This window comes from Longilinea arvoryzae, from assembly GCF_001050235.1.
GTDB classification, from domain to species: domain Bacteria; phylum Chloroflexota; class Anaerolineae; order Anaerolineales; family Anaerolineaceae; genus Longilinea; species Longilinea arvoryzae.
Map to the genome: position 1 here is coordinate 3,506,274 of NZ_DF967972.1, position 22,200 is coordinate 3,528,473.

The following is a 22,200-nucleotide window of genomic DNA, read 5'->3' on the forward strand; positions in this document are numbered from 1 at the left end:
AATAAGGCACGGCTTATGAAAGAACAACGGACGGGCGGAGTTGATCCGCCCGTCGCTTCTAGCTGTTTTGGTCCTTATCTTTACTGCGTTTGATGCGATATTGTTCCATGGATGCCTGCTTGCGTTCCGTCTGGTCCAAACCGCGTTTGACGCGCTCGCGCAAGGATCGATAATCCCGGGCGGTGTTTTCGTCCATATAAGGCATGGCGGCGGCCAGTTGGTGCTCCAGCAACCGGTCAGCTTCCTGGCGGCGGCCTTCCCGTTCCAGGCGCAATGCCTGCGAAGCCACCTGCGCCGTGGAAACGCGGTAGTAGCGGTCCAACAGCCCCGCGTCGCGAAGGATTTCGTTTGCTTCGTCTGCCGATCGATATTCAAACCGGACCGTACTCTCCCGCTGGATCTCCCGGCCCTCCGGTGTCTGGGCGTGGAACAGGAGGTGAATCTCCAATGCGTCCGCCTCCGACGGCGGCGCCAGCACTTCGAGGTACAACCGGCGTTGCTGTTCGGATGCCAGATCGCCGATGGAGACCTGAAGGCGGCCGTCCGCCTGCCGGGTGCGCCATTCCCCGGGTATTTGGATGGCGGTATGCGGCGGAACGTCGATGATCAGGGTAATGTCCTGTAACGTGATGGCAGCGATTTCTTCCAGCTCGCGCCGGAAAATTTCCGGGATCGATTCAGGATGGTCGATATAGTAGTAATTGCCACTTCCCTGGTTGGCCATCACTTCGAGCAGGTGTTCGTCGTAATCGCTGCCGGCGCCGAACGTGGAAGTCGAAACGCCGCGTTGGCTTAACTGGCGGGCATGCTCACCCAGCTCTTCCCGATCGGTAATCCCGACGTTGGCCAGACCGTCGCTGAGCAGCAAGGCCCGGTTGACCGCGCCGGTCGTCTGCACCAGCCCGACCTGACGGCAGCCTTCCAGCCAGCCTCCCGAGAGGTTGGTCATTGATCCGGCTTGCAAGTCGTCGATCCGGCGCAGCATGGCGGCGCGTTGCTCCGGGGAAACCGGCTGCATTTCAGACACAACCCGCACATTCGTGTCGTATACAACCAGCGCAGCCCGGTCCCGCTCGCGCAGTTGGTCGAGGAGATAGGCAGTGGCCTGTTTGGTATACGCCAGTTTATCGCCCGACATCGAACCGCTGACATCCAGGACCAGCGCCAGGTTGAAGTCGGGGCGAGTTTCACGGCGGGAACCTTGCGGCGCGCGCAAATTGATCTCGATCAGGCGTTGCGTTGGGACGGTTTTGGCAATCACCGCCGCATCGCATTTCACATCGAACTCGATTGCTGCTTCAGACATATTTCACCCCTTGAGACGAGAATAACGATCCGGCAAATTGGAGCAATTCCTTTACTCTTTTTTCATTGACATCATCCAATGAATCGCTGGCCAACAGGATGACGCCCGGCGCCAGACGGTAGTGGCGCCAGTGCTCGGCTGGCTGGCTGAGATGCGGCTGCGGTTTCGGCGCCGCGGTCAGGTGTTCGGGCGACGCGCTGAATTGGTGGGTCGTCTCGGGCGAAACCTGGCGGGACGCCTCCCTGTGCGCGGTGATCTGATCGATGTAGTCCAGCGCTGAAGAACGCGAGCTTTGCGCCGCCGGAGAGTTTTGCTCCAGTTCGGTCAGCAAGCGCTGCACGTCGGCGGTACTCAGGCCCGTCAGGCGTTCGCGGATTTCACGAAGGGGAAGGAAGGTTTCTTTCAGGCGGCGGATCACATTCAGGCGTAGCAGGGCATCCTCGCCATAGGTTGCAAATCGCCCGCGCGCCTGCGGTGCGGGCAGCAGGCCTTCAGCGATGTAGAACCGGATGGTGCGCACCGAAACGTTCGCCCGCCGCGCCAGATCGCCGATCAACATGCCTTCTTCGTCTTGATTCTGCAATTTCATGTGCACTCCATTTCGATCCATCTGGTTTGCTATTATTATACAGTATTACGTAATACTGTCAATATACCAAAAATATTAAACCGGGATGAGATTAAGCTCCTCCCGGTTTTGAGTGCTGAACTCGATGAGTTGGGCTGAACTCAGTCCCGGGTAAGGATCGCCCGGCACGGAGCGCCGTCCGCGTCGCGGATCTTGACCGGCAGACACATCAACCCGTACGCGCCCGGCTGAACCTCACTCAGGTCGAGCCCCTCGACCAGGATGATCTCGGCGCTCAACAACCGCTTGTGAACCGGCGCGCCGCGTGAGACGCTATCGCTGCGTTCGACGCCCAGGTAATCGATGCCGACCAGCCTGACCCCGCGCTGCACCAGCCACTCCGCCCCATCGAGGGAGATGCCGATGAAATCTTCGTCGAAGACGGTTGGTTTCTCACTCCACAGGCGTGAATTGCGCGTCTTCAGAATCAGGCGCGCAGTTCCAACCGGGATTTCGGCTTTTTCAAAATCCGCGGCAGTGATCTCGTGGGTCGAGCCAAATTCGGCTACCCAGGCCGGCCCGACCAGAACATCCAGGTCCAACCGGTCGACACCGCGCCGGCCGTCCAGAAAATGCAGCGGCGCGTCGACGTGCGTGCCCGTGTGCGCACCCATATTCAAGTGGGTGATATTGGCCGCGTCGCCGCCGGCGATGCTGGACTCACGCAGAATGGAGACCGCCGGGTCACCCTTCCAAACTGGAAGGTCCGGCCGGATGCTAACGGATATATCGATATACTTCATAAAACCGCCTCGCAAAAGAAATACCAGAGACGCGCGTTATGCGCGGCTCAACAACTGTTCGAAGCGCCGGACGCTGTCTTTCAAGCCGCCCGGGCGCGACCGCTCCAGCCACAACGCCCGGTATTCTTCCAGGAAAGCCGCCAGTTCGGCGTGTAATGCCGGGTCGCGGTCCGGGTCTTTCCCGGCCACAAGCCCCAGCCCGCGCCGGCAGGCATACCGCATCAGCCGGGCCGTGTTCTCGTATTCGCGCCGGATCAAGGCTGCATCCGGCCGGGTCATGTGTTCACCGGCCAGCGCCGGCATGGTGGCGTCGATGGCCTGCAGCGCGCTGCGCAGGCCCGGTTCGGTCACGAACGGCGCCTGGCTGACCTGCTCCGGCTCGGCCTGAATCAGGTGATACAGGAGTGAGGAATTCGGCGGTTCGAACCCGGCCGCGCGATAGACATTTCCCAGTTCGAACGCCAGCCTGCCCATGCTTTCGCTGGGGTCGTCGAAGGCAAATCGACTGACCGTCTGGGGCACGGCCAGATCGGCATTGCTCTTCAGGCACCAGCCGAAGGCCGCGCCGGCAGCCAGCCCCAACCAGCTCACCGGGGGCACCTGCCAGTGGCCATTGTCGCCCCAATCCGTGTTCAGATAACCGCTGGCGCCATGCTTCAGGCCGTTTTCGGCCGCATTGACCAGGTTGCCCAGGGCGTTGTCGGTGCGTCCCGCCAGGCTGTTCCAACTGGAAGTACCCGGACAGACGTAGAACGGCACCCCGGCGGCCTCGAATTGTGCGCCGTGTTCGTCGAAGGGATGGCTGGCCTCATAACCCCATTCCAGCGCGATCGCACCCTTTGGCAGTTCCGGCACCAGATCGGGGTGCTTGATGATGATATCCCCCCAGAATTGCGGTAGCCGCCCGCGGCGCTGGATCTCCGCCAGAATTCGGTTCAGATATTTCAGGTAGACGCGCCCGACGCCGGATTGCGCGCATAATTCACGGCTGCGCCCCTGCCCCAGGTCGAAAGTCTCGTCGCAGCCCACATTGACCATGCGGCTGGTAAAATGCGGCAGCAGTTCATCGTACAGCCCGCTCACCAATTCGAACGAGCCCGGATCGGCCGGCGCCAGACTGAACGGCCCATGGTGTTTGCCCCACGGCGTGGAGAATTCGCCCTGAATTTCTGCCAGCGCAGCATAACGGGGATGCTTGAGCCAGCGTTCCATGTGCCCGAACGAATTCTGGTTCGGCACCAGCTCGATGAAACGCTCCCGGCAGTAAGCATCCAGGTCGAGAATCTCCTCCGCCGTCATCGGCGAGGCTTCGCTCCAGACCTCCGGATGGGCCTGATAGGCAAAGGTGTGTTCCATATAAAGCTGGAGCTGGTTGACCTTCCAACCGGCCAGGCGATCCACCAGTTCATAGAGCGTTTGCATGGTCGGCACGCGATCCCGGCTGATATCCAGCATCACGCCCCGCGCCGGAAAATCGGGCCAGTCCTCGACAGACAGGCATTCGACCTGGAGAGCAGGCTGCTGCGCCAGCCATTGGATGAGCGTGCAGACGCCATAGAAAGCACCGGCGGCGTCGGCAGCCGTGATGGACAATCCCTGCCCGGAAATTTCCAACCGGTAGCCCTGCGGATGGACGACATCATTGGCTATGCGCAGTAAGAGACCCTGGGCCGGGGCCGGCACACAGGGCGATGCCGAAATCTGCCAGCGCAAACCGAATTGATGCTCCAACGCAATCTGGAACCTCCGGCCGGCCGGCAGCAGGGTCCGGGGATCACCCTGCAGGACGATGAAGGCCGCGGAGGGCAAGGTAAAGAACCCGGCGCGATTTTCGACACGCCGTGGAATGGGTAGGAATAACCGATCGATCGTCATGGATGTCCTTTCGCTCTGACACTTACGTGAAGTTCGATGTTTGGATCGACTGGCATTATCTTAACACGGATTTCCTGGAGGATAGGTCCGTTCTCGGAAGAAAGATAACCACAGAGACACAGAATACACGGAGAAGAGTCTTTGATAAAAAAATAGGAGAGGGTTCTCCACAGAAACACGGACCACACGGAGAATCTGCCATGCAAGAGTTGAGAAAAATGAACAAGATCAACAGGATATCCAGGATATGAAAACCTCCGCCGTGAAGCGGAGGTGATCGAAGATCCGGCAATGCGGTTCATCCCTCAATCCATCAGAATAAAGGTCACCTTCATCTGGACACGGTATTCGACGATTTTTCCGTCCTCATCGATGAAGACTTCTTGATTCTCGATCCAGGCGGATTTGACGTTCTTGAGGGTCTTGGTAACCCGGGCGATGCCCTCATGGATGGCGTCATCGAAGCTCTTGGTGGAAGAGGACTTGATTTCGGTCACACGCGCGACAGACATGGCCAACTCCTTTCACGAATACAGCCTTTCAAACGACTCGAAAGAACGGGCTTTCTTCCGTCCTGGTTTCATTATCCGATATTCTTTCGATAAAGCAACCTCCTTGTTTTTCAGCCAGGCAGGTCGGATCGTAAAAGGGCTGACCAAATTAGCAATGGGCAGCCCTTGAAAACGTAGATACGAAATTTTCACCCGAAAAAGTCGATTTTCAAGGCTCGACGACGTACCATATCTCGCTGATGTAGCCCTGCGCGTCAACCTGAAAAGTCTGATTGCCGGCGACGGCTTTGCCAGCCTGGCACTTCCACTCGTAGATCGTGGCGTGGCCGGTAACCGCAGCCGGTATGAACTCGGCGGATGGATTGGACTTGCAGTATGCATCCATATCGGGCGTGGACTCTTTGCTGGTATCCGCTTTACTGTCACAGGGCAGATTCGCGCCGACGAAACAGCCATACACCTTGCCGTCCATGCAACGCCAGACCGAACCCTGGCTGAATACGTCCAGCGGGATCTCCGCAGACGCTCCGGATGCCTTCATCAGACCCTCGATGACGGCCTTTGGCTTGGCCTCGCCGGTGTAACGACCGTCCGGCTGGTCGATCGTGCCGACGCTGGCGCAATACACAAACGGGTTGCTCAGATCCGCCGCAGCAACCGTCGGGGTCGGGCCGGGGATAACCGTTGTTGTCATCCCGGTCGGGGCGATGGCCGCTTCGGTGGGGCCGGCAGGTGGATTTGCAGCGCTCTGGCAGGCGGACAGCACCACCAGCCCGCACATCCAGAAAACGATTGCTTTGAATTTCATGATCGGTTTCATAACCTAAATTATAGGTCTGCTCGTTCTTTTTTTCGAGACCCATGTGAACTTGATGATCGAGAATGGAATATGAGCCGGTTGAACTCCAAGACGCTTTCTCTTGTGGGCCCGGATGGATTCGAACCAAAGCCCTATGGGTCAACCAAGCGACTTAGTAGAATATGAGCAGATAAAGTTACCAGTTGTTTTTTTCTTGTGGGCCCGGATGGATTCGAACCAAAGCCCTATGGGTCAACCAAGCGACTTATCAGAATATGAGCAGATAAAGTTACCAGTTGTTTTTTCTTGTGGGCCCGGATGGATTCGAACTAAAGCCCTATGGGTCAACCAAGCGACTGAATGGAATATTATCCGCTTAAATTTTACAGACTTTTCTTCTTGTGGGCCCGGATGGATTCGAACCATCAACCAAGCGGTTATGAGCCGCCTGCTCTGCCATTGAGCTACAGGCCCATCGATTCAAGATTATTCTCGCCCGATTATATCACACCCAAACCACCCTCAGGTTATCTCCACCCGGGACAGGCATGGATTATAATCAGGACATGGCCGAGGAAAACGGACTGAGCGAGCGTGAACGCGATATCCTGCGGCTGGTCGCAACGGGGGCAAGCAATAAAGAAATCGCCCAGACACTGGTGATCAGTCCCAATACCGTCAAAGTACACCTGCGCAATATCTTTGCGAAAATCGGTGTGGTTTCACGCACCGAGGCAACCTTGTATGCCCTGCGTGTCGGGTTGATCGAATCCCCCGCGGCAACTCCGATTACACCGGAAGAATTGCAGCCCGCGCCAGAGGATGCGATCAGCCTGCCTGCTGAAGAAAACGCGGCCCTGCCCTGGACGCGCCGGCTGCGCTGGGCGGGTTTGATCACACTTACACTGGTTGCCATATTCGCAATGGTCGTGTTCGGCGGACGCGCACTCGGGCTGCCGCTCTTTTTGACGCCCACTCCTCTGAATCCGGTCATGGCGTCTACCGCCAGCCAGCCCTTGAACCGCTGGGAAATCCTGACTGCCCTGCCGCAACCACTCGATTACGCTGCTGCGACGGTCTATGAGACCAATCTGTACCTGATTGCGGGTCGAGTCGATTCCACTCCCTCCGGCGCGGTATATTCTTACGATACGGTCGCTCAAAAATGGAGTACGCTGGCCGCCAAACCCACACCGGTCAGTGAAGTGCAGGCGGCTCTGCTGGGGGAGATGATCTACGTGCCCGGTGGGCTGACCGCGGACGGCAAATCCTCTGCGGTCGTGGAGCGCTTCGACCCACGTTCCAATACCTGGAAAAACGCCGCTCCCCTGCCCGCTCCCCGGTCTGCTTATGCCCTGACTTCCCTGGAGGGCAAGTTGTATCTCTTCGGCGGCTGGGACGGCCAGGAATACCGGAACGATCTATTCATCTACGATCCGGCGGAAGACCGTTGGACGCAGGGTTCGAGCATGCCCTATCCGGCCGGCGACCTGGCAGCGGTCAGTTCGAATGGAAAGATCTACCTGCTGGGCGGCACCAGCGATGGGACCACCCCACTGGACAAGGTTCTGGCGTATTACCCGCAACGCGATCTCGACGACGAAGATCCCTGGGAAACACACACCGCCATCCCCCAGGCGCGCTACGCCAGCGCGGCCACGGCATTGGGAGATCTCATTTTCCTGTTCGGCGGCAGTGCTGGTTCGGATAATTCCAATTTACCGGGCGTGCAATACCGTCCACAGCGCGAAGAGTGGTCCGTGTTGGACGACCCTTTGCAATCCATTGGCATCGGCGCGGCCGCGGTCGGCCTTGAAAATTATATTTACGTCTTTGGGCCGGGGATCACATTCCAGCGCTACCAGGCAATTTACACGATCACCATTCCGGTGATTAAAAAATAATCGATGACTTTCGTAAACTGATCTTTGGGATAGGAATAAACCATTCCGAACGGAATTGCCAGAATACTCTTGATCTGGTATGGTTATTTCTAAGCCACTCTTCAAATCGGCTTAAGTTTCTGGCCTGTAAAACGAAAAAGAGCGGGCGACCGGTTTCGAATATCATCCCCTTGCGGGGACCGGTGAAAGTCCGTGAACTTTAAAATAAAAGAGCGGGCGACCGGTTTCGAATACCATCCCCTTGCGGGGACCGGTGAAGGTCCGTGAACTTTAAAATAAAAGAGCGGGCGACCGATTTCGAATACCATCCCCTTGCGGGGACCGGTGAAGGTCCGTGAACTTTAAAATAAAAGAGCGGGCGACCGGATTCGAATATCATCCCCTTCCGGGGACCGGTGAAAGTCCGTGAACTTTAAATAAAAGAGCGGGCGACCGGATTCGAACCGGCGAATGTCAGCTTGGAAGGCTGATGCCTTACCACTTGGCGACGCCCGCAATACCAGCCCCTATTCTACCGTTGTGCGGCGCTCTGGTCAAGATATTGCACCCGTACAATCAGCCAAACGACACCTCATGGAGGGACAATGAATTTGTCGAAACGTTTGAAAATCATATTTCTGCTCCTTGCAGCCGCCGTCCTTGCCTTTGTTTTCATGGATTTCCATCTGGCCAAATCCGTGACGAACACCGACACCAACTCATCCCGGGCCAATACACAAATTCCTGCAGATTACCAGCCCTGGGGAACCGCCCTCTACATCGTACCGGCTCAAAACGATCCTTTGACGCGCACAATGGCGGAAGCGATTTATCAAAAGGCTAAAGATTCGGAATATTTCTCCCCGATTTTGATGGAAAGCATGCCCCAGAATGGGCCATATCCCATCCTGCTGGTGGGCGTGACCGGGAATCGATATTTCTGGACGCCGTTTTTTGCAAAATCAAGCCTGACGATCCAGTATGCTTTCTCAAACTTCGAGACCCTGACTTCATTGGACGGTCCGAAGACAGTTATGCTTCGCAACGATGGTGAACAACCCGCCATTCACGCTGATGGCGAGGTCGTCCAGAGGGATCAATCCTTTGGCCTGATTTCCCTGGCGGGGTATCGCGGCTTGGTTTGCGACCTGGCCGCCAGGACGATCATCAAAGATCTGGAATTGACGATACAGGCCAAATAGAAAAATCAACTGTTTAATAGCGGACGGCCGGTCCCGATACCGGCCGTCCTTTTCAGTTGAGGCCCTGGAATCGATTGTGATCCGCAGGGCAGAACCCAGACTGGGTCACTCTTTATTGGTAATTCTCATAGATCGACAAGACCAGATCCGCGTAGCGGTAGCCGATATCCATCGGCCCGTACGCCCGCAGCGCCTCACGCACATCCCCCTGTTTGGAAACCAACGCCGCCAGCATGCGCGTGCCATAGGAGATGTTGTACTCCGGGTCGAACAGCTCATCCATCGATGGCCGCGATGAAAAACACGGCCGCCCGCTGCACATGAAATCAGCAGCCAGGCCGTCCCGCGGCATGACCTGCATCAGGCCCACCGCGCCGCTATGAGAATAGGCGTCCGCGCTCCCACCGCTTTCCTGCAGGATCACCGCTGCCACCAGGCGGGGTTCCAGGCCGACCTCGGATGCGTACTTCTCGATCCATCCGCACCACTGGCGGATGCTGTCGGGATAGCGCTGCGGAATGGAACAGTTTCCCTGTGAAGAATCGCCCTGCCCACCGGCGTTTTCAACCAAAGCGGCTGACTCTGCGCTGAGAGAGGCGTCCTCGACCGCCGGGGTCGTTTCTGGATCGTTGACCGTCTCCGCAACCGGGGCTTGTGTCGGGGGTTCCGTAGCGGCCATCACGGTGATTTGCGGGCTGGCAATCAGGCGCGTAATTCCCACTAAAATCAGGGAACTGATCAGGATGGCTGGAAAAATCACTTTTTGGATGCTGTTCACGGTCAATGCCTTCAAATGACTTGATTGCATCCATTATAGGTATTTTGTTCTATTAATGCAAGAGCCCAACCTTAAAAAATAGAACTCAATTTCGACACAAAAGGCGCCTTGCGGCGCCTCAATGTCATTTTGTCTTGGATATGATTTCCGCCAGGCCCAACCGCAGCAGGCGTTCGATTTCGTTCGCTGCATCGGTATAGGCTTCGGGCGGGCCGCCCATGGGATCCTCAACGGAACCGTTCTCACCGGCCAACTCTGCCAGAGTATATATTCGTTCCCGAGAGGGTCGAAACTCAGCCTGCAGGGCCTCTTTGTGCCCGGTTTCCATGGTGATCACCAGGTCGAAACGCTTGATCATTTCCTGGTCCAGCATGCGCGAGCGGTGAGCCTTGAGATTCATACCGCGGGCTGCCAGAAGCGCGACCACCTCGGGCGCGGCCGGGCGCCCCTTTGTCGCCCAGGTGCCGGCTGATTCGATTCGCCAGAAAGTTGGATCAACGCCATTTTCCTTCAGAATCGATCGGAAAAGGGCCGCGGCCATTGGAGAGCGGCAAATATTGGCCGTGCAGACGAACAGTACTGCCGGGGTCTGTTCTTCTGCCAGCAGGCCCATGGTCTCAGCGCTCCATGCTGACGACTTGCGAATCCCAGCGGTGCCAGCCACCGAAGCGTTCCTCGAGAATCTTGCGGCCCTCGCCGGGCGATTTTCGTCCGACCAGTTCCAGGTCGGCGTCGACCATGATTCGCACCAACTCGTGAAAATGGACGCTGGGCTTCCAATTTAATTTCTGCTGAGAGCGGCTCGGATCGGCAAGTAAATAATTGACTTCGGTGGGGCGGAAATAGCGCGGATCGATCTTGACATATTGATTCCAGTCCAGGCCGACGTAGCCAAACGCCTCATCCAAGAATTCGCGCACCGAATGAGATTCGCCGGTTCCGATGACGTAATCGTCCGCGGTATCCTGCTGCAAAATCCGCCACATCGCTTCGACGTACTCCGGCGCATAACCCCAGTCACGGCGTGAATCGAGATTGCCCAGATAGAGCGTCTTTTGGGTGCCGGCGAGGATGGCGGCCAGGGCGCGGGTGATCTTGCGGGTGACGAAAGTTTCGCCGCGGCGTGGGGACTCATGATTGAATAGAATTCCGTTGGAGGTGAACAGGTGATAGCCTTCGCGGTAATTGCGCGTCACCCAGTAGGAATAGACTTTGGCGGCTGCGTAAGGACTGCGTGGCTCGAACGGGGTATCCTCATTTTGCGGAGGCTTGGCGCCGCCGAACATTTCACTCGAGGATGCCTGATAGAAGCGGGTTTCCAGCTTCGCCTTGCGAATGGCCTCGAGGATGCGGATGGTGCCCAGGCCGGTGACGTCACCGGTATATTCCGGCATATCGAAGCTGACGCGTACGTGGCTTTGCGCCGCCAGGTGATAGATTTCTTCGGGACGAATATTGTAGATCACGTCCAGCAGGCTGTCGGCGGTCGCGACATCGCCATAATGCAGATACAGGTGCACCGGTTCGCCGTTGGCGTGCGGGTCGTGATAGATGTGATCGATGCGCCGCGTATTGAACGTGCTGGCGCGGCGGATCAGGCCGTGGACTTCATAGCCCTTCGAAAGCAACAGCTCGGCTAAATACGAGCCGTCTTGACCGGTGATACCGGTGATTAACGCCTTTTTCAAAATATCCCCTCCGGGTTTTTATTCAATGGAAAATGTACTGCCCAAACGTCAAGATTTTGCAAGTATAAACTACACCCGCGCATGCTGTCAAACGGTAATAAAAACAGCGGAGGGGGTTCCTCCGCTGTCATTGATTCGATCTTGCAGGTTATTTGGCTTCTTCAGCCACGGCTTCGACTTTCGCATCCAGTTTGGTGAAGAACAACTGGTTGGTTTCCTTATCAAGGTCGACCAGCACGTGGTCTCCCTCGGCAAATTGCCCTGACAGCAGGCTGATGGAAAGCGGGCTTTCGACATGCTTCTGCAGCGCGCGGCGCAGCGGCCGGGCGCCAAAGGCCGGGTCGTACCCCACCGCTGCCAGCCAATCCCGGGCGGCATCCGAAAGACTCACATCCAAACCGTGTTCTTCCAGGCGCTGGTGAATTTCCTTCATCTGCAAAGTGACGATCGCGCCCATTTGCTCCAGGCTGAGCGGCGAGAACATGATAATTTCGTCGATGCGGTTCAGGAACTCCGGCCGGAAGGTGGTCTTGAGGGCCTTGTCGATTTTATCCTGCGTCTGGCGGTCTTCGGCATTATCCGAAGTCTGCAGGAAACCCAGTGTTCCGCCCTTATGGACGTATTCCGTTCCCAGGTTGCTGGTCATGATGAGCACCGTATTGCGGAAATCCACCAGGCGGCCCTGCCCGTCGGTCAGGCGACCGTCGTCGAGGATCTGGAGCAGGGCGTTCCACACTTCGGGATGCGCCTTTTCGATTTCATCGAACAGGATGACGCGGTAGGGGCGTCGGCGTACGGCTTCCGTCAACTGCCCGCCTTCCTCATATCCAACGTAGCCCGGAGGCGCGCCGAACAGGCGCGAAGCAGTGTGCTGCTCGCGGTATTCACTCATATCCAAGCGCACCAGGGCATCCTCATCGTCGAAAAGGAATTCAGCCAGCGCCTTGGCAAGCTCGGTCTTTCCAACGCCGGAAGGTCCGATGAAGATGAACGATCCGATCGGCCGGCGCGGATCTTTGAGACCCGAGCGGGCCCGGCGAATGGCGTCCGAGATGGCCTGAATGGCCTCGTCCTGGCCGATGATGCGTTCGTGCAGGCGCTCTTCCATGTGCAACAGTTTTTCGGCCTCGGTTTCCATCATTTGGCTGACCGGGATGCCGGTCCACTGCGCGATCACCTGGGCGATATCATCCACATCCACGACCTCATCCAGCTTATGCTCGACTTCCCACTGGTCGCGCTGCTCGTTGAATTCCGTCTCCAGGCGGATCCGTTCGGCCTTTTTGCGGGCGGCCCGTTCATAGTCGCGTTCCAGGCCGGCCTGCTCTTCCTCAGCGGTCAGGCGGTCCAGCTCGGATTTTTTCTCTTTCAGGTCGGCGGGCAGCGAGTATAACGCCACGCGCAGCTTGGCGGCTGCTTCATCCATGAGGTCGATGGCCTTATCCGGCAGGTGCCGGTCGGTGACATAGCGCGAGGAAAGGCGCGCGGCTGCGACCAGGGCATTATCCGAAAAGCGCACTTTATGATGCGCCTCGTAGCGGTCACGCAGCCCGAACAACATTTGAATGGTGTCATCGACGCTGGGTTCGTCTACATAAACCGGGGCGAAACGCCGCTCCAGCGCCGAATCTTTTTCGATGTGCTTGTGAAACTCATCCAGGGTGGTGGCGCCGATGCACTGCAATTCACCCCGCGCCAGGGCCGGTTTAAGCATATTGGACGCATCCATGGCGCCCTGGGCCGCGCCGGCGCCAATGACGGTGTGCAGTTCATCGATGAAAAGGATGATCTCGCCTTCCGAACGCTGCACCTCTTCGATGGTTGCCTTCAGGCGTTCCTCGAACTCACCCCGGAAGCGTGAACCAGCAATCATGGCGCTCAAATCGAGCGAGACCACTCGCTTGCCGGCCAAAATCTCCGGAACATCGTTGGCCGCGATTTTTTCGGCCAATCCTTCGACGATGGCTGTCTTGCCCACGCCGGCTTCCCCGATCAGCACCGGGTTGTTCTTGGTGCGGCGCGAGAGAATTTGCATGACGCGCAGGATTTCCTTCTCACGCCCGATGACGGGATCGAGTTTCCCTTCCCGGGCCTGGGTGGTCAGATCGCGCGAATATTTCTCCAGGGTGCGGTAGCGAGTTTCAGCCTGTGGATCGGTGACGCGCTGCCCGCCACGCAGTTGCAGGATGGCATCGTTGACCCGTTCGCGGGTGATGCCGGCGCCTTCCAGCAGACGCGCCGCCGGTGTGTTGCGTTCGGTCAGGATCGCCAGAAAGAGATGCTCTGTGGAGATGTACTCATCCTTCAACCGGCTGGCTTCTTCATTGGCCTGGTCGATGATTCGCTTGACGCGGGGAGTGATAAAAATCTGCCCGGCGCCGCCGCCAAAAATACTTGCTTTGGGGCTGGTGCGCAGAATATAATCCAATCGGTCCGCCAACGCGTTCGCATCAACTTTTAAAATTTCCAAAATCTGCGGAATCACGCCCTGAGGCTGCTCGATCAAGGCCAGCAGGATATGTTCGGTATCGATCTGATTGTGGCCGTAGCGCTGAATAATCTCAGCGGCCCGCTGAGCAGCTTCTTGAGCACGTTCTGTAAATCGATCAAATCGCATCATAGGAGTTTTTTCCTTTGTAATTCAAGAACCAAAGGGATTATAGCATCCCGTATATTAATAGTATATCTGAGGCCGGTAAGAAAAGTATAAGAATGGCCAGCGCTCAGTTCTGACCTGATTGTATCCAGAAGAGGCAGGATTGCAAGCCGAAAACCGGAAATGACCACCCTCGATCCTTCAACAAATCCGCTTCCGGTGCCGAAGCGTGTTTACATCCCATTCTGTGTGGTGCTAAAATACAGCCATGTCCACCTCCATTACCACCCATGCCACTCACCTTCGCCCGGTGGATGTTCGCAAGGACCTGCCTGAAATCGCGGACTTGATCGAGTTATGCTTCGCCAGCACGATGGATGCGGATGGGCGTGAATATATTCGCCAGATTCGGCGCATGGCAATGGAGAATCGCGGAATTGGGCTGGCCATTCCGGCCGCGAGGCGGTTCGTCGTACCCATTCAGGGCTACGTCTGGACCGAAAGCGACCACATCGTCGGCAATCTGACGTTGATCCCCTATTTTAAAGGCAGCAAGGTGGTCTATATGATCGCCAATGTGGCGGTACATCCCGATTACCGGCGGCGCGGAATTGCCCGCCAGTTGACTCAGCAGGGCATCAACCACGCCCGCGAGCACGGCGCATCCGCGACCTGGCTGCAGGTGCGCGATGACAATCCTGGGGCTACCCAGCTCTATCTGTCCCTGGGTTTCATCGAACGCGCCCGCCGCACCAACTGGACTTTCGATTCATCCGGCCAGCCGATACCGCCGCTGACACCCCGGGTGACTATCCGCCGGCGCACGATGAACGATTGGCATTTTCAATTCCGCTGGCTGCAGGAAATTTATCCACCCGAGATCAGTTGGAATTTGCCATTTCAAATCAACCGTCTGCAACCCGGTTTTTGGCGCGAATTCATGCGCTGGATGAACGGCGAACGCATGAATCAATGGAGCGCGTGGTTGGACGATCGTTTTCTGGGCGCCGCTGCCTGGGAACCGGGCAATGTGGTTACAGACGTCATCTGGCTGGCGACCAATCCGTTGGAAGAGGACCTGGCTGCGCAGGCGCTCCTGACCCACGCCCGGCGTATCCTGCCGCCGCACCGAACAGTGACGATCAACTTTCCGGCCGGATTTGCGGTCAAGGGCCTCGAAGCTGCCGGTTTTAAAGCGCACAACACATTGATCTGGATGGAAACATCTTTTTCGAACCCCGCCCGAAATGGTTGAAACACTTTTCTCCTTTTTTCGTATACTCTAGAAAAGGAGTGTTCCGATGCGCAGATTCCTGCTTCGCTTGATTATCAACGCCGTTGCTTTATATGCGGCAATCGCCTTGATGCGCAATTATGGCATCACCCCCACCAGCCAGAACTGGTATGACTACCTGTGGCTGGCTTTGATCTTTGGCGTAATCAATGCTGTGATCAAACCCCTGTTGATCGTGGCAAGCTGTCCGCTGCTCGTGCTGACATTGGGCCTGGGGACACTGTTGATCAATACCCTGCTGTTCTTCCTGGCCGGCTGGATCGGGACTCAATTCGGCGTCGGCTTCACGGTCGACGGTTTCCTTCCGGCATTTTTCGGCGCGCTGATCGTCAGCATTGTCAGTTGGGTGCTCAGCGCGATCTTCCGGGACGAAGTCAAATAATCCCGGGTTCCATTGCAATCCCATCGAAAAGCGGCGCCGGAACAATTCCGGCGCCGCTTGTTCTTATCTCCAAAGTCCGATTCTCAGGGCAGGGTGAAGCGCAAAATGCTGTTGTTGATGGCGTCGCTCACCCACACATGTCCTTCCGAATCGAGCGCCACGCCGGCCGGCATGCCAAAACCGCCCGCTCCGGCGCCCGGGTCGCCCCAGGTGCGAACGAAGGTGCCGTCCGTCTTGAATTCCAGGATTCGATAACCTTCCGGATCGTTGACGAACACATTGCCATCCGGGCTGACGGCAATGAAGGGCTTGTTATCCAACGATTCACCGTACCAGGCCGAGACATCCCACTGCAGGAGCGGTACGAACACATCGCCGGTCGGGGTCGGCGAGAACACCTGAATGCGTTGATTCCAGGTATCCGTCACATAAACCAGGCCTTGCGAATCGACGGCCACACCCACCGGCTCGTCGAATTTTCCGGCTTCGAAACCCTGCCCGCCGAATTGAGTGATGGATTTACCGTCCGAGGTAAACACGGAAATGCGTTTATTGCCGGTATCGGCCACATAAACCCGCCCCTGGCTGTCGACGGCAATGCCGCGCGGCCCCCAGAAAGCGTCCGGGGTCTCGGCGGTGCCGAAGTAGCCCCACTTGGTGATGAATTTCCCGTCCGCGGTGAACTTCTGGACGCGGTGGTTCCAGGTATCGGTCACATATACCGAGCCATCCGGGCCAACCGCGACGCCCCACGGCTCGTAGAACATGCCGTCAGTGCCGCCGCTCTGGCTGATATCCGTGAAGCCGCCCCACTGCTGCAGTAACTGCCCGTCCGCTGAGAAGTGCTCGATGCGGTTGTTGTGCGAATCGGCCACATAGATCGTACCGTCGGCTGCCACGGCCAGACCGCGCGGGGTGTTGAGCTGACCCTCTGCTGAACCCGGCGTACCGAAAGACAGATCCGCCGACAGACTGATCTTTCCACTTTCGTAAGGATCGACTTCAGTCACCGGCGCGACCGGCGCGGCGCCGTAGTTCCAGATCTGCGAAACGATATCCTTGCGGATATACAGGCGAATGCCGGCCGAGGGATACCAGTTTTCCAGGGTCAGGTCGGTGCGGCCTTCCAGTTCCGCGTACTTTGTATAATCCCGGTTCAACCAGATATCGAAGAGCGCCTGGCGCATTTGCGGATTGGATATGGCGCTCCACACCCGGTCCCAGGTCAGGTTGAAGTAATCCTGCATGGGCCACCACAAACGTTGGTATTGGTAGTAGATGAAATTATCCTTGAGAATCGGTTCGACCCGCGAATACATGTTATCGCTGACGATGACGATGGCCTTGTCGCGCAAATCCCGGGTCGGGGTATCCTTGTAATACGTGACGTTGGTGTAATCGCGCAGGTACCACCAGAAGGGATAGATGCCATCCTCGTCATAGGCGATCTGAACGCCCAAGCCGTCCGTCGTACGCCGGGAAATTTCCTCGATTTGCGCCAGCATTTGTTTGGGACCGTTGCCGCCATGGGCGTACACCAGAAACTCGGTCGGAAGGTCGTAATTGATATAGGATGCGGTGAAAGCCGTTCGCGCCGTCAGCACGGAAAGCAGCACGAGGAATGCCGAGGCAAAAATGCGCAGCAGTTGCCCGGTGTGAACATCGCGCAGCAGGTGAACGATCCCCCATCCCGAAAGGACTAAACCGGCGAGAGACAGAACGAAATCGCTGGTAGCCTGCAACTGGGCCAGTTCCTTACCCTGGAAGGGCAGTTGACCGCCCATCGTGGAAGCAAACAGGCCCGCGGCGCTGGCGACAAAAACGGGTAAGAGCAGCAGGGCCAACCAGCCCTTTTGTTCGCCAAACCGTTTCCAATCCGTGGTGTCGGCCAGATAACCAAAACCCCATCCAGCTGCCAGGATCATCGGCGTGGCGATGTGCAGCGTCAGCCAGGGCATTTTTTCGCCGGCCAGGCTGTAAGCGACCAGGCTGGTGAACGTCCAGAACAGCAGCAGCGCCAGAACGGGCACGCGCTGGGCTGCGTGAGGTTCTTCGATCGCTTCGATGAGATTGTTATCGGCATCCTCGGCTTCCGCCAGAGCCGGTTCATCCGGTTCAATCTCTGACGGCTCCTTCGCTTCATCCAGTTCAACGATCTTTGTCTCCGGAGTGGTTCCGTCCTCCGGTTGGTGCGCAGGCGAGAAACCCGCCCAGGTCATGAAGCGGCGGTACCGCAAGCCGAAGTACAACGCCACCAGGGCGCCGATCGCCGGTAAGTATTCATAGATGGGAATCTGGATCAAAGCATAGTAATACAACGGCTGTGATCCACGCTGTACGCCCTGTTGGGAGAGCCAGTAACCCAGGCTGGCGATCAGCCCCATGAAAAAGCCCTGTCCGTTGGTGAAGAACGAAGTATACAGAACGGTGAAAATGGCTGAAAAGATGGCCAGGCAGGTGAGATAAATGCGCGGCCGCCACCACAATCCCAACGCCACGCCGATGGCCACCATGGGAACCAGGAACAGCGCCGTATGCAGCATGCCCGAGGTGGAATAATCCAGCGGATTCCAGCCCACCATGCGCACCGGAAAAGCCGCCAGCAGCGGAATCACCAGCGCCATCAGCAGCATGATCAGGTCGAAGGAACGTTGTTTGCGAATGACCTTCCAACCCAGGGATCGCACCAGGGTCACCACCGCTGCCAGGCCGGCCACCAGGGCCAGGACCAGTCCGCCGTATTCCAGTCCGCGCAGCAGGCTGAGCGAACCGATTTGCGGCGTCGTCGCATTCGATTGCAACGGTGTGGTCGAAGCGTCCGCAGATGCCACCCCCGCACCCAATGCGACGACCACCATCACAATCATGATCCCCATCAGCAGGATGAAGCGTTTTCGTGTCGCTTCCTCGGGCCATTTCAAGCGCGTGACCTGATCGAGGAAGAACAGCGCCAGGAACATCAGCGCCTGAGCCGTATAGATATAGGATGTGGCCTTATCGCTAAAGTGGAACGCCGAGACAATCGTCAGCAAAATGAGCGCGGATTTCTCCCCTTTTTCCAGATACCGCAAGATTCCGTAGATCATCAGAACGGTCCACAGGCCCTCGAAGGCTTCATTGCGTGTGTACCGGCCGTAGAAAAGGAGGATGGGTGAGATGAGCATCATTGCCCCGGCGAACAGAGCGCCGCGCTGCCCGAGATACCGTTTGAAGGCCAGCATGCCAACCGCGATGGTGGCAATACTGAACAACGCGTAAGGGGCGCGGGCGCTGAAATCACTGTCGCCGAGCAGGAAATAAGAGGCCGCCAGCACATGGAATTGGAACGGTCCATGCGTTACCGGGTCGTAATTGTAGCCGCGACCCTGATAGTAATCCCAGGCCGGCCGCACGTGATTGGTTTCATCATGACTCATCACGCGCAGGTCGATATTGTAAAAGCGCGTGAATATCGCCGCGATCAAGATCAAGACGATGAGCAGGGTTTCCACGCGAAACTGTGGCAGTGCTCGAAAAACAGGACGGTCTAACCAGGATGCAGCAGGGGACTTTTCCGTCGATTTTTCCATAGGTTCTCAACGCTTTTTTATGAATTTGGAATATTTCAACCGTGACTATACTTTACTCTGACCGTTATGGCAAGTATACCTTGTTTGGAGCCGGCCGATATCCCGTTGGATATCGCCTCTTCGTTGACGGAAGGGCGGCTCTCTTCTATACTTTTACATTATCGTTGCACGGGAGAGAAAATTGCCGCGTTCTCGAGTTTTGCGTTACAGCCTGTTTGCATCGTTGCGGCATCCATGTTTGCCATTCTCATGGCCGTCGCCAATCAGGGTAATGCCGTCGGAATGGAATTGAGCGGAATTCTGGTCGATCTCCTCGGCTACCGCCGGACCTTTACCGTCATCGCGGGATTGAACTTGCTGGCGCCATCTTTGCTTCCGGTCATCTTTCGCAGTAGAATTCAACGATCGGTTACTACTTAATAATTTTTAGAAATGAGGCTATTTTGGATACAAATACAAAATCATCGACCATCATCGCTTTTGATTGGGGGGACACTTTGATGCTCGATTTACCCCAGTACAACGGTCCCATGGTCGATTGGCCGGAAGTCATCGCTGTGGAGGGCGCTCAATCCACCCTGTCGGAGCTCTCGCAGCATAATCAATTGATTGTTGCCACCAATGCCGCTGCCTCGAATCCGGAAAAAGTTCGCGCGGCCCTGCAACGGGTTGGCCTGGCTGAATTTATCGGCGACATCTTTACAAGTCACATCGTCAACGGCAAGAAACCGCAGCGCGAATTCTTCCGCTCCATCGAAAGGAAATATAACCCTGAGGCGGAATTCATCATGGTCGGTGACAGTTATTCGAGTGATATCGTCGGTGCCTGGCAGGCGGGTTGGCTGGCAGTGTGGTACAACCCGTCCGATGACGCCGCGCCAGGCCTGATGCCGCTGCATGACTTGGAAATCCGCCACCTGGATGCGCTGCCGGCGGCGCTGGCGCAACCCCGGCTGCCGGGTTGGACGCAGGCCATATCCTGGCTGACCGAGCAAAAGGCGCCAGCCAGCCTGCAATTACACATTCAGGCCGTTTCCGCCGCGGCATACCAGATGGCGGTCTGGATGCACGCCGCCGGCGAGCCGGTCAATCCGCTCCTGGCGCAGCGCGGCGCCATGCTACACGATCTGGCCAAAGTCAGTTCGTTGCACGACAAACACACCAATCACGGCGAAGCCGCTGCGCACATCCTGATCGAGCGCGGCCAGCCCGCGCTGGCGGAAATCGCCCGCCGGCACCTTCTCACCAACCTGCTGAATCCGGCACTTGCTCCGCGCACCTGGGAGGAAAAGATCGTCTTCATGGCCGATAAATTGATGGAAGGCAGCCATCTGGTTACGTTGGACCAACGCATCAACGCTTTGAGTCGGCGCTACAGTCGCTTCAGCGCCGGAATTCAGGCCTGCCAGGCGCCGCTGCGCAACCTACAGAAGGAATTGTGCGCCCACATGCATATTCCCGAGTCCCAATTGACCGACCGCTTGCAGGACGCATTCCTGGGCCACGCCTGACGCCTTAAGGCGCCAGGTTGTAATAGTTATAGACCGCCATCGATAATTTAGCCACCATCACGTTCGCCTGATCCCAGATCACCTGCGTGGGATGATACACGTAAACTGTCAGGATGTAATTTCCGCCTGAACTGTAAACGATTCCGGCGTCGCTGATGGTGTGAATGACACCGTCGGTTGGGTCAGTCACCCAGCCGTGTTTGTGCGCAAATTGAGTACCCTCGGGCAAGCCCGCCTGCAGCAGCACGCCGATCTTGTCCAGCACCAGGTAATTGATCATCTGGCGGCACTCATTTTGAGAAATCTTCCCCGGGAAAACCGCCGCGAAAGTCCCGCCGCCGGTTTGCGAACACTGATAGATGTCCGAAAGCAGCATGCCCATTTCGGCCGGTGTGGTCTGGTTGTAAGCGTCCGGCGACGTGTACACATCCGTGCGCTGGTTGGCCGGCGTTGAAAATCGCTGCAGCAGAGGCGCGCCGGCATAGAAATATCCCGCCAGGAAAGTGTTGGGCAGGCCCAGGTCTTCCATATCCTGGGTGAGTTCGAGCGGGCCCAGGTTGGGATCCATTACCTGTTCCATCAAACGATCAGCCGGATCGTTTTCGGACCGTTCGATCATCAAAGTCATCAGATCGGCCAAATCCGAAGGCAGTGGTTCGTCTGTGCGTTTAAAAGTCGAGACCATAATCGGGATCTTCATCGTCGAAGCAGCCGTAAAGGCAATCCCCGGCGTCACGGTCTCGCCGTTTTGATAGGCAAAATTCAACTCCTGACCGGTTTGCAGATCCATCAGGTACAATTCGGTCAGGCCATCGAAATTGGAGGCGTCGATGACCTGCTGAAGCAGGATTTGCAGGTTCTGGAACGACGGCCGCGGCGGGGACACCTGGACAACCGACAGATTGACGACCCGCGCATCCGGAGAACGCAACGCATCGCCGATCAAGGTCACTGCTCGATCGACATCCAATGTCAACCCGGCGGCGCCGGTCGAGAAATTGGTGCTGCCGGGCACGGGCTGCGCCGCAGCGGCCGGCTGGTCATAGCGGGAAGCGATTTCATCCTTCAGATAGGCGCGCAAGCGTTCTTCAGAGAATGTGGCCCGCAGAGGAACTTCGCTTGGCGTGGGCAGGCGGTTCCAGAGATAATCCCAGAAAGCTGACCAGAAGGCCTGGTTGACGCGTTGCTGGTCCGCCACGGCCAGCATGGTTTCCAAACCCAGATCAAAACCGACCACCGATGGCTTGATCTGAATTACGGCGTCGCCGTAATGGATTTCCACCGGAAAGCTGTAAGCCTGCGTCAACCGTTCAGCCGCTTCCTGTTGGTCCAGGCCACCCACCGGTACGCCCGCGATGACTGTGCCCAGTGCGAAATTGGACCGAATCCGGCTGTAGGTGACCAGTTGGATAATCAACAACAGCATGGCCAATA

General features: G+C 57.2%; 18 protein-coding genes and 2 tRNA genes. 6 read left to right on the forward strand and 14 right to left on the reverse strand.

Features of this window, described 5'->3' with window-relative positions; all coding sequences use genetic code 11:
- Window positions 1-58: 58 nt before the first annotated feature.
- From LARV_RS15730 to LARV_RS15765, 7 genes are all read right to left on the reverse strand, one after another.
- On the reverse strand, window positions 59-1,306 hold the full coding sequence (locus tag LARV_RS15730) for a vWA domain-containing protein (RefSeq protein ID WP_075074532.1): 1,248 nt from the start codon (window positions 1,304-1,306) through the stop codon (window positions 59-61).
- Window positions 1,299-1,895 (reverse strand): MerR family transcriptional regulator, encoded by a 597-nt coding sequence (locus tag LARV_RS15735; protein ID WP_075074533.1) that lies wholly within the window; start codon window positions 1,893-1,895, stop codon window positions 1,299-1,301. Before LARV_RS15735 ends, LARV_RS15730 begins: the two co-directional genes overlap by 8 nt.
- Window positions 1,896-2,035: 140 nt before the next feature.
- Complete coding sequence (locus LARV_RS15740; protein WP_075074534.1) at window positions 2,036-2,677, reverse strand: cyclase family protein; 642 nt, start codon at window positions 2,675-2,677, stop codon at window positions 2,036-2,038.
- A gap of 36 nt (window positions 2,678-2,713) precedes the next feature.
- Window positions 2,714-4,552, reverse strand: coding sequence for a glycoside hydrolase family 20 zincin-like fold domain-containing protein (locus tag LARV_RS15745; RefSeq protein WP_075074535.1), 1,839 nt, complete (start codon window positions 4,550-4,552; stop codon window positions 2,714-2,716).
- A 305-nt stretch (window positions 4,553-4,857) separates the two neighbouring features.
- Complete coding sequence (locus LARV_RS15755) at window positions 4,858-5,064, reverse strand: dodecin family protein (protein WP_075074537.1); 207 nt, start codon at window positions 5,062-5,064, stop codon at window positions 4,858-4,860.
- A gap of 208 nt (window positions 5,065-5,272) precedes the next feature.
- On the reverse strand, window positions 5,273-5,872 hold the full coding sequence (locus tag LARV_RS15760) for a hypothetical protein (protein WP_152031823.1): 600 nt from the start codon (window positions 5,870-5,872) through the stop codon (window positions 5,273-5,275).
- Window positions 5,873-6,265: 393 nt separating this feature from the next.
- Window positions 6,266-6,337: transfer RNA gene (locus LARV_RS15765), tRNA-Ile, on the reverse strand.
- A gap of 74 nt (window positions 6,338-6,411) precedes the next feature.
- Between LARV_RS15765 and LARV_RS15770 the strand changes: the two genes are divergently transcribed.
- A complete protein-coding gene (locus tag LARV_RS15770) occupies window positions 6,412-7,767 on the forward strand; it encodes a Kelch repeat-containing protein (RefSeq protein WP_075074539.1) in 1,356 nt (451 codons plus the stop codon).
- A 423-nt stretch (window positions 7,768-8,190) separates the two neighbouring features.
- Here LARV_RS15770 and LARV_RS15775 read toward each other — a convergent pair.
- Window positions 8,191-8,262, reverse strand: a tRNA-Gly gene (locus tag LARV_RS15775).
- 89 nt (window positions 8,263-8,351) lie between these two features.
- Between LARV_RS15775 and LARV_RS15780 the strand changes: the two genes are divergently transcribed.
- Window positions 8,352-8,948, forward strand: a complete 597-nt coding sequence (locus tag LARV_RS15780; RefSeq protein ID WP_075074540.1) for a hypothetical protein — start codon at window positions 8,352-8,354, stop codon at window positions 8,946-8,948.
- 112 nt (window positions 8,949-9,060) lie between these two features.
- Here the strand turns inward: LARV_RS15780 and LARV_RS15785 are convergent, their stop codons facing one another.
- From LARV_RS15785 to LARV_RS15800, 4 genes are all read right to left on the reverse strand, one after another.
- Window positions 9,061-9,756, reverse strand: coding sequence for a lytic transglycosylase domain-containing protein (locus tag LARV_RS15785; protein ID WP_083522625.1), 696 nt, complete (start codon window positions 9,754-9,756; stop codon window positions 9,061-9,063).
- 94 nt (window positions 9,757-9,850) lie between these two features.
- Window positions 9,851-10,390 (reverse strand): arsenate reductase/protein-tyrosine-phosphatase family protein, encoded by a 540-nt coding sequence (locus tag LARV_RS15790; protein WP_152031824.1) that lies wholly within the window; start codon window positions 10,388-10,390, stop codon window positions 9,851-9,853.
- Window positions 10,344-11,417, reverse strand: a complete 1,074-nt coding sequence (gene gmd / locus LARV_RS15795) for a GDP-mannose 4,6-dehydratase (protein WP_152031825.1) — start codon at window positions 11,415-11,417, stop codon at window positions 10,344-10,346. The genes LARV_RS15790 and gmd overlap by 47 nt, the downstream gene beginning before the upstream one ends.
- Window positions 11,418-11,562: 145 nt before the next feature.
- Window positions 11,563-14,031: an ATP-dependent Clp protease ATP-binding subunit gene (locus tag LARV_RS15800; RefSeq protein ID WP_075075266.1), complete on the reverse strand. Its 2,469-nt coding sequence runs from the start codon at window positions 14,029-14,031 to the stop codon at window positions 11,563-11,565.
- 247 nt (window positions 14,032-14,278) lie between these two features.
- On the opposite strand from LARV_RS15800, the gene LARV_RS15805 reads away from it, so the two are divergent.
- Together LARV_RS15805 and LARV_RS15810 are read left to right on the forward strand one after the other, a co-directional pair.
- Window positions 14,279-15,265, forward strand: a complete 987-nt coding sequence (locus tag LARV_RS15805) for a GNAT family N-acetyltransferase (RefSeq protein ID WP_075074544.1) — start codon at window positions 14,279-14,281, stop codon at window positions 15,263-15,265.
- Between the two features lie 46 nt (window positions 15,266-15,311).
- Window positions 15,312-15,686 carry a phage holin family protein gene (locus LARV_RS15810; RefSeq protein ID WP_075074545.1) on the forward strand — a complete coding sequence of 125 codons (375 nt, stop codon included), beginning with the start codon at window positions 15,312-15,314 and terminating at the stop codon, window positions 15,684-15,686.
- Window positions 15,687-15,769: 83 nt separating this feature from the next.
- On the opposite strand, the gene LARV_RS15815 is transcribed toward LARV_RS15810, so the two are convergent.
- Window positions 15,770-19,255 (reverse strand): SMP-30/gluconolactonase/LRE family protein, encoded by a 3,486-nt coding sequence (locus tag LARV_RS15815; protein WP_075074546.1) that lies wholly within the window; start codon window positions 19,253-19,255, stop codon window positions 15,770-15,772.
- A gap of 234 nt (window positions 19,256-19,489) precedes the next feature.
- Here LARV_RS15815 and LARV_RS20720 point away from each other — a divergent pair, with 234 nt between their 5' ends.
- Together LARV_RS20720 and LARV_RS15825 are read left to right on the forward strand one after the other, a co-directional pair.
- On the forward strand, window positions 19,490-19,675 hold the full coding sequence (locus LARV_RS20720) for a hypothetical protein (protein WP_152031826.1): 186 nt from the start codon (window positions 19,490-19,492) through the stop codon (window positions 19,673-19,675).
- 23 nt (window positions 19,676-19,698) lie between these two features.
- Window positions 19,699-20,766: an HAD family hydrolase gene (locus LARV_RS15825; RefSeq protein WP_075074548.1), complete on the forward strand. Its 1,068-nt coding sequence runs from the start codon at window positions 19,699-19,701 to the stop codon at window positions 20,764-20,766.
- A 4-nt stretch (window positions 20,767-20,770) separates the two neighbouring features.
- Here LARV_RS15825 and LARV_RS15830 read toward each other — a convergent pair whose 3' ends face one another.
- Entirely contained in the window at window positions 20,771-22,192 is a 1,422-nt protein-coding gene (locus LARV_RS15830) for a serine hydrolase (RefSeq protein ID WP_075074549.1), read from the reverse strand.
- Window positions 22,193-22,200 lie beyond the last annotated feature (8 nt).